Source organism: Dyadobacter sp. (genome assembly GCF_017744695.1).
GTDB lineage: Bacteria > Bacteroidota > Bacteroidia > Cytophagales > Spirosomataceae > Dyadobacter.
The window spans coordinates 254127-270012 of record NZ_JAGIAS010000010.1; the positions used below are offsets into that span (position 1 = coordinate 254127).

Here is a 15886-nt window from a genome sequence, read left to right on the forward strand (position 1 = left end):
TTTAATTTGTGAATGGATTACTTCAAGCGACTACTCGAATTACTTAAAATAGAAAGGGAGGAAGACAAGCAATCGTACCAGCGATTGATCGAACGGTCTTCCGTTTCCGAACGCCGAGCGAGCGGATTGGCCTGGTACCCGATTGCGATCCGGGGCCAGGAAATGAGCCGCGGCGATTACCTCACCGTTGAAGTGGAGCGTACCACGCACCAGGATTTGCCGCATCAGCTGCGGTTTGGAATGCCTGCCGTGCTGTTCAGCAACCACGAGCCTAAAAAAGACCGGGTTGAAGGCGTAATTTCCCATCAGGGGGGCAACCGGTTGAAAATCACACTGCGTACCGACGAGCTGCCCGAATGGTCGCGCGACGGCAAGCTGGGGATTGACCTCCTTTTTGACGATAATAGTTACGATGAAATGCAATCCGCATTGAAAACGGCGGATTCGCTCGCTTCGTCGGAGAAAGAGGGGCATTTGATCAAGGTTCTGACAGGGGATAAGGCTCCTTCATTTGATAAAGACATTTACCCTGTTACCATTTCTAAGTTGAATCCGTCGCAGCAGCGCGCGGTGCAGAATATCCTTTCCGCGCAGGAGCTCGCGATCGTGCACGGGCCTCCCGGTACGGGTAAGACGACTACTTTGGTACAGGCTATCAAAGCATTGGTTAAAAAAGATAACAGGCCTGTCCTCGTAGTGGCGCCGAGTAATACCGCGGTGGATTTGCTAAGCGAGAAGCTGAGCGAAGAAGGTTTGAATGTGCTTCGCGTGGGAAACCCGGTACGTGTTTCGGAGCGGCTGTCGGGGCTGACTTTGGATAGCAAAATGTCGTCGCATGCGAGTGTGAAGGACATTAAGGCATTGAAAAAGCAGGCCAACGAATTCAAAAACATGGCGCATAAATACAAGCGCCATTTCGGCAAAGCCGAGCGCGACCAGCGGAAAGCATTGTTCGATGAAGCGCACCGAATTATGAAGGATGTTGCGAATATGGAACAATACATCATTGATGATTTGCTCACCAAAACGCAGGTAGTGACGGCGACGCTCGTTGGTTCCAATCATTTCACGGTCCGGAATATGAAGTACCGGACCGTCGTGATCGACGAGGCTGGGCAGGCATTGGAACCGGCCTGCTGGATACCCATCCTGAAAGCGGAAAAAGTGGTTTTTGCCGGGGATCATTTGCAGTTACCTCCCACCATCAAGTCGGACGAGGCTGCAAAAGGCGGGCTAAGCACCACTTTGCTCGAAAAATGCGTGGCATTACACCCCGAATCCGTGGTGTTGCTGGAAGAACAGTACCGGATGAACGAGGCGATTATGGGTTATTCTTCCAAAGTATTTTATCATAATAAGCTGAAAGCGCATGAGTCGGTAGCGGGCCACGTGCTGTTTCCGGGCGAGGCGCCACTGGCATTTATCGACACCGCCGGGTGTGGCTTTGACGAAAAACTGGAAGGTACCAGCTCGACGAACCCGGAAGAGGCCGCATTCCTGTTCAGGCATTTGTCGCAGCTGGCCGTGGAATTTGTGCAACGCAATGCCAACTTGGAGGATTTTCCCAGTATTGCCATTATTTCTCCCTACAAAGAGCAGATCAATATTCTCAAAGACCAGCTTGCGCACGCGGCGGATTTGACACCATTTCTCGACAAAATAGCCGTGAATACCATTGACAGCTTCCAGGGGCAGGAGCGGGATGTGGTGTACATCAGCATGACCCGCAGCAATACCGAAGGGCAGATCGGCTTCCTCGCGGACATTCGGCGCATGAACGTGGCTATGACCCGCGCACGTAAGAAACTCGTTGTGATTGGCGACAGCGCGACGCTTTCTGTATTGCCTTTTTATGAAAATTTCATCGCCTATGCCGAGGGTTTGAATGCCTACCAAAGTGCCTGGGAGTTTTCGGATTTGTAACTATGTGATGAGCGGATTTTCTTTTCAAAGCAACCGGATTATCTTTAAAAGCATCTAGCTGAAACAAAGACATTCATCCGACTTGCTGAAAACCGTATGCTCAAACAGTACCTGCTCACGTTTTGTCTGATTATTGCAACATCTCTTGCAGCCCTCGCGCAAGCGCCCGGCGGCGGGGTGAGGGGCATTATTAAAACCAAAAAAGGAGAACCGCTGCCATTTGCCGCAATCATTGTTAAGGGCACGAGCGTCAGTACGATTTCCAATGAAGAAGGCCGTTATCAGCTTGACCTGAAACCGGGATATTACGAGGTAATCTTTCAGTATCTGGGCTACAAGACCGGGCAGAAAGGCTTCACGGTGGAGGATAAAATGCAAACCTTCGACCTTACCATGGAAGAGCAGGCGCTGAGCCTTGGTGAAGTCCGTATTGGCGCCCGGGACGAGGACCCGGCGTATACCATTATGCGGAGCGCTATTGCCAAAAGCCGTTACCATTTCCTGCAAGTGGATAGTTACACGGCCAAAGTGTATTCCAAATCTTCCGTAGTGGTAACCGATCTGCCGATGGAATTCCTCTATAAAAAGGAATTGAAGGAAATGGAGAAGGAAGCGAACTTCAAAAAGGGCGTTCCGATGCTGAATGAGACGGTTTCTGAGGTTACGTTTCGCCAACCCAGCGTGTACAAGCAGCGGGTGATCGCTACGCGGAGCAGCATGGATAAGAACATGGCGGACCCGAATATGTACCTGCTGGCCAGCTTCTATCAGCCGGAAGTCGTGAAAGCCGTTTCGCCGCTCTCGCCGCGTGCATTTGCGTATTATAAATTCGAATACGTCGGGGCATTCAGAGAGAATGGTATTGAAGTCAATAAAATAAAGGTAACGCCGCGCAACTGGGGCGAGGGCGTGTACCGGGGCACGATCCAGATCATTGAAGGTGAATGGAGTATTTACAGTCTGGATTTGCAGACGGTGAATACCGGTTTCCGGCTGGATATCAAACAGGTATACAGTCCTGTCCAAGGTGTCTGGATGCCGGTTAACCAGCAGTTTCATGTACAGGGTGGTATTTATGGTTTTAAGGGGAAAGGCGATTTCGTGATTTCGCAATCGTTTACGAATGTGAAAATCAATCCCACATTCAAGCCGGATATCGTTGTAATCGACGACAAGAAATATGCCGAGGAAGCAAAAAAGGTGCGGCTGACCGGACGGGAGATCAAGGCGCAGAATATGGAGCAGGTGGTGAGTAAGCAGAAAGAGTTTTCGGCCAAAAACCTGCGCAAAATGATGAAGGAATACGAAAAGCAGGAACGTAAAGAAAAGGAGAAGAAGGGCGAGGATGTAGACCTGAAAATGAGCCGGGAGGATTCGACGCAGGTGGATTCGATGGCTACCAAACGGAGTATGGCGTTCTGGGATTCCCTGCGGACTGTACCGCTAACCGTGGCTGAGGTAAAGAGTTATACACGGCTGGATAGTCTGGTGATTGTGAATGCAGGCTCAGAAAAACAGCGGGATAGTTTGAAAACGAGCAAGTCTGATACGCTTAAATCGAAGAAGGGGAGCAAATTCGGTTTGGGGGACTTGCTTACCGGGCATAATTTCCGGCTAGGGAAAGAAAGCCCTTACCGGCTGGATTACATCGGACCGTTGCCGGGTGTGCAGGTGAATACGGTAGAAGGGTTGGTCCTGAATGGAGCGGGAATGAAATTGCGGCATTCGGGTGGGCGGAAGCGCGCAAATACGGGTGACGCAGGTGGGAAGTCAGAGGTTGTCAGGAATAGTCAGGAGTGGTCATTGGGAGGATTGACAAGGTATTCGTTCGGTCGTAACAAATTGCTCTTGACCGGCGTAGGCGATTACAGTTGGGCTCGCAACACGCTCAGTGTTTCCGGTGGAAGGGGTATTGCCCAGTTTAATGGCGAAAACCCGATGCACCCGCTGCTGAATACATTTACGACGCTGTTTTTAGAACAGAATTTTATCAAAGAATACCAAAAGGATTTCCTGCGCGTCGATTTCAAAAACAGTCGGGAAAACGAGCATTTCGACATAAGAGCGAGCGTCGAATACGCGGACCGTACAGCATTGCCGAATCTCGAAAAAACGTCGCCCTATCGATGGATCGACTGGAAACGGCGGGAGTATACTTCCAACGTTCCCTACAATGTGGAGACCGGGACGGATGCGAAAACCTTACCTCCGCCAATGCGTCCTCATCAGGCATTGACCGTCGGTATTACGGCTTCCTACAAACCCTGGCAAAAGTACCGCACCCGCGGTGGCAAAACATCGTACTATGACGATGATTCGCCCAAACTTTCCGTCAATTACCGCAAGGGAATCCATAAGGTGTTTGGCAGTGACGTCGATTTTGACTTTGTGCAGATCAGCATTCAGCATGGTTTCGATATAGGCATCCGAAGTCGTTTGCGCTACAAACTCGCCGCCGGGAGTTTCCTCAACCGCGATAGCCTGCAATTCCCGGATTTCCAGCATTTCACCGGCAACCGCTTTTTCTTCCAGTTCGGCGACCCGGTGGGCACATTCCGCATGCTGGACTATTACAAATACAGCACTTCTCAACAGTTTTTCGAGGCCCACGTCCTCACCGAACTCCGTCAGTTCCTGCTTACCCAGATCCCCTGGTTTCGTATCCCGGGCGTGAAAGAGAATTTCCTGCTGCATTACCTGGCTACACCGGATTCCAACAACTATACCGAGTTGGGTTATGGGCTTGATATCGGTATCCGCTTCCCGCTCCGCGTGGAGGTGGTCAACAATTTTGAAGGGTTTAAGTATAAGAGTACTGCATTTCGCATAGGGACTACGATGAATGTGAATTGGGGGAGGAATTAAGGCTTGCTAAATTTCCCACTTTTGTTAGTAAAAATCTCTAAGCTTGGCCGTGATCTCTTCTTCGCTGGGCAATAGTTTTCGATATTGCTTGGGCAACTGGTTGGTGGTGTTGTAGGTGGCAACACCGATAGGCAATGCAGTATTCTTCAAAGAATATTCAACAACAGTCCTATCCTTGTTTTTACAAATGATAATTCCAATCGACTCGTTCTCGTGGGGCAGCCGCACCTTGTCATTCAACACTGATAGATAGAACTCCATTTTGCCCTTATGCTCGGGTTCAAACTCACCAATTTTAAGGTCAATTGCGATCAGGCATTGTAGTTTTCGATGGTAGAGGAGCAGATCGACCCAATAATCCCTTTCTCCGACTTCGATTCGGTATTGATTTCCTACGAAAGTGTAGTTGTTTCCCATTTCCAGCAAAAATTTCCTGATGTTTTTCACGAGTTGCTGTTCCAACTCTGATTCGGAATGCAGTTCAGCGAGGTCAAGAAAATCGAATGTGTAGTTGTCCTTGACTGCTAAAAGAGCCTGCTTGCTCGTTGGTTCAGGCAACGCATAGTTAAAATTGGTTTGATTGAGCAGATATCGTTCAAATGCCTTGTTTTCGATCTGGTGGATCAGCGTATTTTTCGACCAGCTGTACTTGCTAGTGGAGAGGATGTAAAATTGCCTTTCCTGACTCAGTTTACATTTGGATAATATGACCAAATGCTTGCTCCAGCTAATTTCTCCAACCAGTGGTTGGAGATTTATATCTGACTGGTAATCAGTATAAAACTGTACCATATACCAAATGTTTGTCGTCGAGAAACCACTCGATTTCGGGAACTCTGCTTGCAGTTCTTTCGACAGTGAAGCAACGATTGATTTGCCCCAGCTTTCGCTTTGTTTTTCAGCAATCGATTTACCGATTTCCCAGTATAGTTGGATTAGTTTGATATTGACGGTCTTCAATGCCTCGTACTGTGCTGAGCGCACTTTTTCTTTGATTTCAGCAATAAACTGTCTCTCTGAGATTTCCGGATTCATATGTAAGATCAGTTAGGTTCCGACCTTTTGACGTATGGACTCCCATTTGGTAACTGTTTGTAGAATAAACTTTTTTGCAAACATCCCATATTTGTCTCTCTGGTGGCTTATCTTTACCCTCATTAAAATCTCCTGATAAAATACCATCTCCACAGAATCGAGCGCAGCTCTTCTGTAATCTCCCGGGATCTTCGACCAGGACAGTTTACTACATCCAAAATTTTATCAGAGAGAAATGAAAAGAATCCAAAAAATAGCCGTGATTGGCGGCGGAGGGCGTACAGGCCAGTATCTTGTCAGTCAACTTATTGAGAAAGGTTTTTCGCTAAAATTGCTGCTCAGGCATCCCGAACAGTTTACAATTCAGAGCGATTTGATCGAGATCGTGCATGGCGATGTCCTCAATCCGGAGGCTGTCGGTGCATTGCTGGAAGGGTGCGACGCCGTTTTGAGCACGGCGGGGCAGCGGCAGGACGAGCCGCTGGTAGCGAGCCAGGCCAGTATCAATATTCTGAATGCGATTGGTGACCGGCCGGTGCGGTACGTGGTATTGGCAGGATTGAATGTCGATACGCCGACGGACCGGAAGAGCGAGGAGACGGCGAAGGCAACGGAATGGATGCGTGCGACCTTTCCGGCCATTCACAACGACCGCCAGAAATCCTATTCGGTGCTGGCGGAAAGCAATGCGGAATGGATCATGGTGCGGGTGCCGTACATCGAATTCAATGGGAACCGGGCAGAAGTGAAGGTGAGTGCTACAGATTCGCCGGGCGCCAAGATCGACGCGGCGGATATCGCCGGTTTTATGATAGATCAGCTTACGGATGATACCTGGCTGCATAAGGCGCCGTTTATCTCCAACTAAAAGCAATGGCCGGCAAATTTCGTTTGCCGGCCATTTTCTATATTGAATCAAATGTGTTTAAACCAATGCATTCCAAAGGATTTCTGCGGGGTGCAGCGCCTTACGGCCTGTTCCGTCGTGGATCTGATGGCGGCAGCTGGTACCGGGAGCGGCGATGATCACTTCCTCCGGCTGCTGGCGCACGGTCGGGAAGAGAACGAGTTCTCCTATTTGCATAGAAATATCGAAATGCTCTTTCTCATACCCGAATGAACCCGCCATACCACAGCACCCCGACGGAATGAGTTGTACCGTGTAGTTTTCGGGCAGTGAAAGCATCTTTTTCGTCGGTATCACGCTCGAAATGGCTTTTTGCTGACAATGTCCGTGCAATTTGATGAGCCGTTTTTCTTTTGTGAACTGGTTTTTCGAAATGTTTTTCAGCTCGATTTCGCGCGCAATGAACTCGTCGAACTGCAATGCATTCTGCGCGACTTTCTTGGTGTCTTCTACCAATTCATCACTGACGAGATCGGGGTATTCGTCGCGGAATGTGAGGATCGCCGACGGTTCAATGCCCACCAGTGGCGTGTCGTGCGAGATAATATCTTTCAGCAGACGAATATTCTCTTCTGCAATTTTCTTCGCATCTCTCAGCAAGCCTTTGGACAGCTGCGGTCGCCCCGAAGGTCCATGGTTTGGAATAATCACCTCATAACCCAACTTTTCCAACGCGAGAATGGCAGTTTTGCCAATTTCTACATCATTGTAATTGGTGAACTCATCGCAGAACAGGTACACTTTCCGCTCTGATTTCGGGGCACTGTTTTTCCGCTGATCATACCATTTTTTCAATGTCGTGCTGTGCAGCAACGGCATGGTGCGTTCGGGGTGGAAGCCTACTACCGTGTTCGCGATTTTACGGAGCGGTGCATTCTTGAAAATCAGGTTATACGCCCAGGGAACGTAGCTGGCGAGGCCGGTCATTTTGGAGAAATTACCAATGAGCCATGAACGTACCGGGATACCGTTGGCGTCGTGGTATTGCTGCAAAAACTCCATTTTCAGTTTCGCAACGTCCACATTAGAAGGACATTCACCCTTGCAGCCTTTGCAGGCGAGGCAGAGGTCGTACACTTCTTTGATCTCCTTGTTGTCGAAACGGTTTTCCTTGGGCGAACGCGTCAGCATTTCACGCAGGATGTTGGCACGGGCGCGGGTGGTGTCCTTTTCGTTGCGCGTAGCCATGAAGCTCGGGCACATGGTACCACCACTCAGGTGCGTTTTCCGGCAGTCGCCTGAGCCGTTACATTGCTCGGCATGTTGCAGGATATCCTGGTCGTAAAAACGGAAATTTGTTTTGAATGCGGGCGTTTTTTGGTCGGCTTCGTAACGCAGGAACGTGTCCATCGGCGCCGTGTCGACAATTTTACCCGGATTGAAAATGTTATTTGGGTCCCACGCCTTTTTGATATCCTTGAAAAGCTGGTAGTTATGCTGGCCGACCATTTTCGGGATAAACTCCCCGCGCAGACGGCCATCGCCGTGCTCGCCGGAAAGCGAGCCGTCGTATTTTTTAACCAGATCGGCAATTTCCTCCGCGATCATTCTGAACTGGCGGTGCCCTTCGCTGGTTTTGAGGTTGATAATCGGCCTCAAATGCAGCTCTCCCGAGCCTGCGTGCGCATAATGCACGGCCGACATCCCGTGTTTTTTCAGGATCTCGTTGAATTCGCGGATATATTCCGGCTGATCGTAAACGTCGATCGCCGTGTCTTCGATTACGGCAACTGCTTTTTCATCACCGGGGATATTACCCAGCAAACCCAGCCCGGCTTTCCGCAGCGTCCATATCTTTTTGGTATCGTCTCCGAAAAGCAGCGGATAGTGGAAACCAATGCCTGCTTGTCTGAACTCCTTTTCCATATCGGCAGCCAGCTGTTCGACTTCCTCTTTCGTTTCGCGGGAAAGGTCCACAACCAGGATCGCAGGAAACTTGCCGTCGGGTTTATTCTTGACAAAGAATGCATTTTTCCGCTGCTCCACATTCGTAGCGGCACATTCCAGGACGTACTCGTCGATAAGTTCTACCGCGTGCGGACCGTATTTGAGTGTCAGGATCGTTGCCCGGAGTGCTTCGTCGATCGTATCGCAATGCACGCATACGAGGCCCTGGGTTTTGGGCGGCAGCGGCACCAGGTTCACCTTGATCTCCGTCAGAAAACACAGCGTACCTTCCGATCCGGCGATCAGGCTGCACATATTAAATGGCTTGTCGGTACCAGTGCCCGTGGTGTAAGGCTCCATATTCAGGAGCATATCGAGCGCATAACCCGTATTACGGCGCTCCACCGAAGGTTTCGGGAAGTTTTTCCGGATCTCCGCCTGGTTTTCGGGCGAGTTCAGAATAGAGTCCGTTTTTAGGTATATTTTATCCAGAAGCGATGCACTGCCGTTTTTCTGGCGGGCATTAGTCAGAAGTGACTGTAATTCGTTCCTGCTCACATTTTTGAACTCTGCGTCGCTGCCGTCGGCCAGGATTGCCTTTACTTCCAGCAAATGCTCCCGCGTGCTTCCGTATACGATCGAGTTGGAGCCGCACGAATTATTCCCGACCATCCCGCCGATCATCGCACGGTTGGCAGTGGAAGTTTCGGGGCCGAAATATAGTCCGTAAGGTTTCAGGGCCATGTTCAGCTCGTCGCGCACGACGCCCGGCTGCACACGTACCCATCGTTCTTCCGCGTTTATTTCGAGGATTTTATTGAAATTTTTCGAAACGTCTACTATTATGCCGTTACCTACCACCTGGCCCGCGAGCGAGGTGCCTGCGGTGCGGGGAACCAGCGAAACTTTCTTTTCCGTGGCATACGAGATGAGCGCTTTGAGATCGCCGATCGATTTGGGAATCGCGACGGCAAGCGGCATTTCGCGATAGGCAGACGCGTCTGTTGCATATAACGTCCGCATGGTATTGTCGTAGAAGAGGTCACCCTCAAGGCGTTGTGCAAGCAAACTCAGATCTGCATCTGATACTGGAGACAGGGATGTCATAAATGCAATTAACTGGAAAAATAAGGATTCAAAGTTACGCACAACCGGGAAGGAAGTCCAGCAAAATGTTCGGTAAAGTGCGGGACGCCCGTTAATAGCCGTTACATCGCCCGCTGCCGATGGGCATTGCCCGGAACCTTGGTTGGTGTCAAAAACGGGTAGATATTTAATTATTGATCGCCGGATTAGCAAAGATGTCCGGTAGAATGACATCTTTGCTTCTTTTTTGTGAGGTTACACCTCCGTCTGAAAGGGAAGTGTTTGATTCCAAGGGTTTAAACTAATGACGATTAACTGTTTTATCGCTTCGCGGACATTCATTTTGCTCGGTTGCCTTTGCGCCTTCTTTTCTTGTAGTGATTCTGAAAAAAATGCGAACGCCCTGTTTGAAGAAATGGACGCGTCCGAAACGGGCATTGACTTCGTCAATAAAGTCGAAGACAAGGAGGATGTCAACATATTCAACTACCGGAACTTTTACAACGGCGGTGGCGTGTCGGTCGGCGACATTAATAATGATGGTTTGCCGGACATCTATTTCACCGCAAACATGGGTGAAAACAAGCTTTATCTGAACAAAGGCAACTGGAAATTCGAAGATATTACCGCCACGGCAGGGGTAGCCGAGCCGGATAGATGGAGTACCGGGGTGGTCATGGTCGACGTGAATGGCGATAACTTGCTGGATATTTACGTATGCAATGCGGGCTATCAGAAGTTTGTCAACAAGCAGGGTAATTCGCTTTATATTAACAACGGAGATCTGACTTTCACGGAATCGGCCAAAAAATATGGCTTGGATGAGACCGGCTACACTACCCAGGCTGCATTTTTCGATTACGACCTCGACGGCGACCTCGACGCCTATATTCTCAACAACAGTTTTATTCCGGTAAATACCCTCAACTATGCCAATGACCGCAATTTGCGGGCGAAAGATTGGCCGGTGAAGGACTTTCTGAAGGGCGGCGGCGCAAAGCTGCTGCGTAATGACGGCGGGAAATTTACGGATGTGAGCGAAGAAGCCGGTATTTACGGCAGTCTGATCGGCTTCGGCCTCGGCGTGACGGTAGGAGACATCAACGGTGATCTCTATCCTGACATGTATGTGTGTAATGACTTTTACGAGCACGATTACTTCTATATCAATCAAAAAGACGGAACCTTCTCGGAAGAGCTTGAAAAGCGGGGGAAGCACACCAGTCTGGCATCAATGGGTGCCGATATGGCCGATATTAACAACGACGGCTTCCCGGAAATATTCGTGACGGATATGCTGCCACGCGATGAGTACCGCTACAAGACCACGACTTCCTTTGAAAACCATTACCTGTTCAACCTGAAAAAGGAAAAGGGTTTTTTCAACCAGTACATGCAAAATAGCTTGCAGTTTAACAATCAGGACGGGACATTCAGTGAGATCGCCAATTACGCGGGTGTTGCGGCAAGCGACTGGAGTTGGGGCGCATTGCTTTTTGATGCCGACAACGATTCGAAAACCGATATTTATGTCTGCAACGGCATTTATCACGATATTCTGAATCAGGATTTCATCGATTTTTTTGCCAATGAGGTAACCCAAAGGATGGTCATGTCGGGGGAAAAGGAGAATATGCAGAATATCATCGACCACATGCCCTCGACGCCGATCGCCAATAACTTTTTCCACAATGAGGGAAATCTGCAATTCAGTGAAAAAGCGAAGGAATTCGGATTTGGGAAGGCCTCTTTTTCAAATGGGGCTGCTTATGCCGACCTGGATAACGACGGAGATCTGGATCTGGTTGTGAATAATGTCAACGAGCCTTGTTTTGTTTACAGGAACAAATCGGAAGGAGTTAAGGATAAAAATCATTACATCAAGCTGGACCTGAAAGGCGACGGCATGAATACGCACGCAATCGGTTCGAAGGTGGAGATTTATGCGGATGGGCAGGTTTTCAGCAAACAGGTGAACCCTTCCCGCGGATTTCAGTCGAGCACGGAATATCCTGTGACGATCGGATTAGGGAAAATTGCGAAAATCGACTCGGTACGGGTGCTTTGGCCCTCCCGAAAAGTGACCAGCATGCACAGTGTAAAACCGGATACGCTGCTGACATTAAAAATCCGTGAGGCCGCCAGTACTTATATTGCGCCTGCCGATAAACCAGTGTTAATGCTGGCCCGCGTTCCGGCCAAAGGTTTCGACCCGCATCAGGAAAACAAATACGAAGATTTTTATAACGAGCGGAACATCCCGGTTATGCTTTCGCGGGAAGGGCCGAAAGCGGCCATCGGTGATGTCAACGGAGATGGTCAGGACGACATCTATATAGGTGGTGCCAAAGGGCAGGGGGGACAATTGTATTTGCAAAAAGGCGGACAATTCATCAAATCACCACAAACAGCTTTCTCCGATCAGGCTGGTTTCGAGGATACGGCTGCATTGTTTTTCGATGCCGATGGCGATGGTGATATTGATCTTGTTGTAGGCAGCGGAGGAAATGAAAGTCTCCCAAAGAGCCCTGATTTACCGACGCGTTTGTACCTGAACGACGGCAAGGGCGGTTTTACGCTGAATAACCGGGCGCTCCCCCCCAATGCGATGAATACTGCGGTTATCGTGGCCGACGACTATGATCGGGATGGCGACCCCGACCTCTTCGTCGGCAGCAGGAGCGTCCCACGGGAATACGGGTCCACACCGGCGAGCTACATTTACGAAAATGACGGGAAGGGTATTTTTAAAGACGTGACCCAGGCGATAGCACCCGCGTTGGGCAAGGCGGGAATGGTGAGGGATGCCGGCTGGACGGATATTGACGGCGATGGGAACAAGGAACTGCTTGTGGTAGGCGACTGGATGGCGCCATTGGCGTTCCGGTTTTCAGGGGGGAAATTCACGCAAGCGGAAACGGGACTCGAAGGCTTTACCGGTTTTTGGGGATCGTTGAAGGCGGAGGATCTGGATGGCGACGGCGACCAGGACATTGTGCTGGGGAATACCGGAGAGAATTTTACTTTGAAGGCGACTGCGAATGCGCCGCTGAAAATCTGGATCAATGATTTCAACAAAAATGGGACGATAGACAAAGTCATTTCAAAAACGGTGGATTCGAAAGACCTGCCTGTGTTGCTGAAACGCGAAATGACTACGCAGTTCCCTTTCCTGAAAAAGAAAAGTATCAAGCATTCCGAATATGCGGTGCTGACTGTCCAGGATTTGTTCCCGGAGGAGTTACTGAAATCGGCAGTGGAAAAGACGGTTAACCACCTGCAATCGGGCATTGCGGTGAATGACGGCAAAGGGCGGTTTAAACTGGTGCCGCTGCCTTACATGGTACAGTTTTCGTGCCTGAATGCGATCCAGAGCCAGGACGTGAATCATGACGGTAAGCCGGATATCATCGTGGCCGGGAATTTCAGCCACTTTATTCCGCAGCTCGGGAGCCTGGACGCTTGCCCCGGCAATGTCCTGATCAACAAGGGAAATATGCAGTTCGATGTGCTGCGCGCCAACCAAAGCGGTTTTGCATTGGATGGAGAGGTGAAGCAGATCAGCCCTATTAATATTCAAGGCGGGCATTATCTGGTGAATCTGATCAATAATGCGCCGCCCGTTCTGTTTAAAATCAATTAACAGACTATTCCCTGATTCGATTACAAGCTTTCTGTTCTGCCGCCATCCACAGCCAGGCTCACACCGCTGATGCTTCCCGCAGCCGGACTGGCCAGAAAAGCCACGGCGGCAGCCACTTCTTTCGCTTCGCTGAATCGGCGGATAGGAATGCCAGCTTTCAGCTCTTCGGCAACCTGTTCTTTGGTTTTGCCCTGATTTTTACTCCGCATTTCGAGCACGGCGTGGAGTCGTGCCGTTTCGGTGTAGCCGGGCAGGACATTGTTGACGGTAATGCCGTACTGCCCGAGTTCGAGTGACAGCGTTTTGGCCCAACTCGCCACCGCACCGCGAATGGTGTTGGAAACGCCGAGGCCGATGATCGGCTGTTTGACCGAAGTGCTGATGATATTGATAATGCGACCAAAGCCCTCCTTTTTCATCGAAGGTACCACTGACTGCGCCAGGAACTGGTTGTTGATCAAATGCATCTGAAAGGTCTTCAGGAATTGGTCGGGTTCTGCTTCGATGATCGGGCCGCCGGAGGGACCGCCGGTGTTGTTCACGAGAATATGGACGTCCGGGCAGAGCCGGAGGTAGTTTTCGATGGCGGATTTTACGGCTCCATGATCGGCGAAATCGGCTACGACGTACCGGTGAAGCTGGCCGAGCGAGGTGTCCAGATCTTCGATCGCCTCACACAGTTTTTCTTCATTTCGGGCCACGAGGGTCACATTTGCACCCAGCAATGCGAGTTCAACGGCGGCGGCGAGCCCGATGCCTTGTGTGCTTCCGCATACCAGCGCTGTTTTTCCGGTCAGGTCGAGGTTCATGGTATTGGCTTTTTTTAACTTGGTTTCAGAATGATAACGTTTTGATTTTCGTCTGTTCTGCTGCCGGTTTCGTTGATTTTTCGGCTATCTTTGCGGTTTATTTTTCAACATGGGACAAGCCGAAATGCCGAATGTAAGCAAAATCCCGCATTTGTAATCTTAGAGCAAACGTTGCACAATGTCTAAAAAAATCCAATCCGCGCTTATTTCTGTTTATTACAAAGACGGTCTTGAGCCTTTGGTCCGCCTCCTGCACAACAACGGCGTAAAGCTGTACTCCACCGGAGGAACTCAGACTTTCATTGAAAATCTCAACATTCCCGTAACCGCTGCCGAAGAGCTGACCGGTTATCCTTCGATTTTCGGCGGGCGTGTGAAAACGCTTCACCCTGCCATCATGGGTGGTATTTTGTACCGTCGCGACGACGAGGGTGATGTAGCGCAGGCAGCGCAGTACAATATTCCTGCCATCGACATGGTGGTGGTGGATCTTTATCCTTTCGAGGAGACAGTGGCATCCGGTGCGAGCGAGGAGGATATTATCGAGAAAATAGACATTGGCGGCATTTCCCTGATCCGCGCAACGGCGAAAAATTTCAAAGATACATTGATCGTCTCTTCTCGCAGCCAATACGCGGAGGTTGTGGAGTTGTTGAATGCAAAAGCAGGTGCTACGGATATCGAAGATCGTCGCTACTACGCGGGTCTGGCATTCGGAGTTTCTTCGCATTACGACGGCGCGATCAACAGCTTCTTTACATCCGGAAAAGAAATAACTGATAAAGAACTTTTCGATTTCACCAACCTGGCTTCGCAAACGCTGCGTTACGGCGAAAACCCGCATCAGAATGCGACCTATTACGGTGACCTGGAAGGTATTTTTGATAAACTACACGGAAAAGAACTTTCTTATAACAACCTCGTGGATGTGGATGCGTGCGTGAGCCTGATCGACGAGTTCGCCGGTGCAGCGCCTACATTCGCGATCATCAAGCATACGAATGCGTGCGGTATCGCTACTGCACCGACTGCGAAAGAGGCCTATGACAATGCATTGGCATGCGATCCGGTTTCTGCGTTTGGTGGTGTTGTGATTACCAATACAAAAGTTGATCTGGCAACGGCAGAGGAGCTAAATAAGCTTTTCATGGAAATCCTCATCGCGCCTGCTTATGATGAAGAGGCATTGGCACTTTTGAAATCCAAAAAGAACCGCATTCTGTTGAAACGCAATGCGGTGGAGTTGCCACAGATCATGTTCAAAACTATCCTGAATGGGGTTTTGGTGCAGGATAAGGATCTTGCAACCGAAGTTGCGGCGCAGTTTACGACCGTTACCGACAAGGCTCCTACTGCCGACGAAGTTTCAGCATTGGAATTTGCATTGAAGGTTTGCAAGCATACCAAATCGAACACCATTGTATTGGCTAGGGAAAACCAGTTGCTGGCGAGCGGTACCGGACAGACTTCACGCGTGGATGCATTGCGCCAGGCGATCGAGAAAGCGAAATCATTCGGTTTCGACCTGAATGGTGCGGTAATGGCTTCAGACGCGTTCTTCCCATTTGCTGATTGCGTCGAAATCGCCCACCAGGCGGGCATTACCGCCGTGGTTCAGCCGGGAGGTTCTATCCGTGACAAGGATTCGGTGGATTATTGCAATGCGAACGGGCTTGCGATGGTAACTACCGGGGTTCGTCACTTTAAGCATTAATTTTATCTTGCCACGAA

Annotated in this window: 8 protein-coding genes; 5 read left to right on the forward strand and 3 right to left on the reverse strand. The window is 49.9% G+C overall.

The window, feature by feature from the left end:
* The first annotated feature begins 12 nt into the window (after positions 1–12).
* Together J7619_RS29065 and J7619_RS29070 are read left to right on the forward strand one after the other, a co-directional pair.
* Positions 13–1923 carry an AAA domain-containing protein gene (locus tag J7619_RS29065; RefSeq protein WP_291207608.1) on the forward strand — a complete coding sequence of 637 codons (1911 nt, stop codon included), beginning with the start codon at positions 13–15 and terminating at the stop codon, positions 1921–1923.
* A gap of 96 nt (positions 1924–2019) precedes the next feature.
* Positions 2020–4788 (forward strand): DUF5686 and carboxypeptidase regulatory-like domain-containing protein, encoded by a 2769-nt coding sequence (locus J7619_RS29070; protein WP_291207610.1) that lies wholly within the window; start codon positions 2020–2022, stop codon positions 4786–4788.
* A 24-nt stretch (positions 4789–4812) separates the two neighbouring features.
* On the opposite strand, the gene J7619_RS29075 is transcribed toward J7619_RS29070, so the two are convergent.
* Entirely contained in the window at positions 4813–5823 is a 1011-nt protein-coding gene (locus tag J7619_RS29075; protein ID WP_291207612.1) for a YhcG family protein, read from the reverse strand.
* A gap of 235 nt (positions 5824–6058) precedes the next feature.
* On the opposite strand from J7619_RS29075, the gene J7619_RS29080 reads away from it, so the two are divergent.
* On the forward strand, positions 6059–6691 hold the full coding sequence (locus tag J7619_RS29080; protein ID WP_291207613.1) for an NAD(P)-dependent oxidoreductase: 633 nt from the start codon (positions 6059–6061) through the stop codon (positions 6689–6691).
* Positions 6692–6748: 57 nt separating this feature from the next.
* On the opposite strand, the gene J7619_RS29085 is transcribed toward J7619_RS29080, so the two are convergent.
* The gene (locus tag J7619_RS29085; protein ID WP_291207615.1) at positions 6749–9724 is read right to left on the reverse strand and encodes an FAD-binding and (Fe-S)-binding domain-containing protein; all 2976 of its coding nucleotides are present in this window, start codon (positions 9722–9724) and stop codon (positions 6749–6751) included.
* A 283-nt stretch (positions 9725–10007) separates the two neighbouring features.
* Here J7619_RS29085 and J7619_RS29090 point away from each other — a divergent pair, with 283 nt between their 5' ends.
* Positions 10008–13346, forward strand: coding sequence for a VCBS repeat-containing protein (locus tag J7619_RS29090; RefSeq protein WP_291207617.1), 3339 nt, complete (start codon positions 10008–10010; stop codon positions 13344–13346).
* Between the two features lie 20 nt (positions 13347–13366).
* On the opposite strand, the gene J7619_RS29095 is transcribed toward J7619_RS29090, so the two are convergent.
* Positions 13367–14155, reverse strand: a complete 789-nt coding sequence (locus J7619_RS29095; protein WP_291207618.1) for an SDR family oxidoreductase — start codon at positions 14153–14155, stop codon at positions 13367–13369.
* Between the two features lie 178 nt (positions 14156–14333).
* On the opposite strand from J7619_RS29095, the gene purH reads away from it, so the two are divergent.
* The gene (purH, locus tag J7619_RS29100; RefSeq protein ID WP_291207620.1) at positions 14334–15869 is read left to right on the forward strand and encodes a bifunctional phosphoribosylaminoimidazolecarboxamide formyltransferase/IMP cyclohydrolase; all 1536 of its coding nucleotides are present in this window, start codon (positions 14334–14336) and stop codon (positions 15867–15869) included.
* The last annotated feature ends 17 nt before the right edge of the window (positions 15870–15886 follow it).